Source organism: Tsukamurella asaccharolytica (genome assembly GCF_007858435.1).
Lineage (GTDB): Bacteria > Actinomycetota > Actinomycetes > Mycobacteriales > Mycobacteriaceae > Tsukamurella > Tsukamurella asaccharolytica.
The window spans coordinates 1-1,111 of the sequence record NZ_VIGW01000033.1; the positions used below are offsets into that span (position 1 = coordinate 1).

1 protein-coding gene is annotated in these 1,111 nt (G+C 63.5%); it reads left to right on the forward strand.

The window, feature by feature from the left end; genetic code table 11:
- Positions 1-114 precede the first annotated feature (114 nt).
- Positions 115-1,111: IS481 family transposase (locus FK529_RS19670; RefSeq protein ID WP_146564333.1), on the forward strand; the 997-nt coding region annotated here is incomplete at its 3' end.

Consider the following 1,111-nt stretch of genomic DNA (forward strand, 5'->3'; position numbering starts at 1 on the left):
TGTGATGTCCAGGGACGTTGTCCTGATGCTGATCGGTGAGTTCACCTGACAGGTGAAGGCCTCCGGTTGTGAAGTGGAGCTGTCGAGGAACCACACCACAGCCAGGAGGCCTTCATGTCCCACGCTAACGCGGCATTGACCCCACGTGCTCGTCTTCGGATGGCGAAGCTCATCGTCGAAGAACGCAACACCTGCTCGTGGGCGGCGAAAATGTTCATGGTCTCCCCACGAACCGCAGCGAAGTGGGCCGAGCGTTACCGCGCAGAGGGCCCCGCCGGGATGGCGGATCGGTCATCCCGCCCACGTCGCAGCCCCACCAAAACTCCGGAGACGGTGAAACGGCAGGTCGTTCGATTGCGGTGGCGCAAACGCCTCGGCCCGGTGCAGATCGCCGGCCGGACCGGTATCCCCGCCTCGACCGTCCACGCGATCCTGGTCCGGTGCAAGATCAATCGCCTCACGAACATCGACCGGGTCACCGGCGAACCGATCCGACGCTACGAACATGACCACCCCGGATCAATGATCCACGTCGACGTCACCAAATTCGGCAACGTCCCCGACGGCGGCGGCTGGCGATTCGTCGGCCGCGAACGAGGCGAACAACACCGCATCAACACCGCCAACCGCAACGGCGCCACCCGCAGTCGACGATCGAAACCCCTGATTGGAACAGCGTTCGTCCACACCGTCATCGACGATCATTCCCGCGTCGCCTACGCCGAGATCCACGCCGACGAGACCGCAACGACAGCTGTCGGCGTCCTGCAGCGCGCGGTCACCTGGTTCGCCGACCGCGGCATCACAGTCGAACGAGTCCTCTCCGACAACGGTTCCGCCTACAAATCCCACGCCTGGCGCGACACCTGCATCGAACTCGGCATCACCATGAAGAAGACCCGCCCCTACAGACCCCAGACCAACGGCAAGATCGAACGATTCCACCGCACCCTCGCCGATGGCTGGGCCTACGCCCGCCACTACCAATCCGAAACCGAACGCCGAAACGAACTACCCGGATGGCTGCACTTCTACAATCACCACCGACCCCACTCCGCCATCGGAGGCCGCCCACCCATCACCAGGCTGACCAACCTCCCTGGACATCACA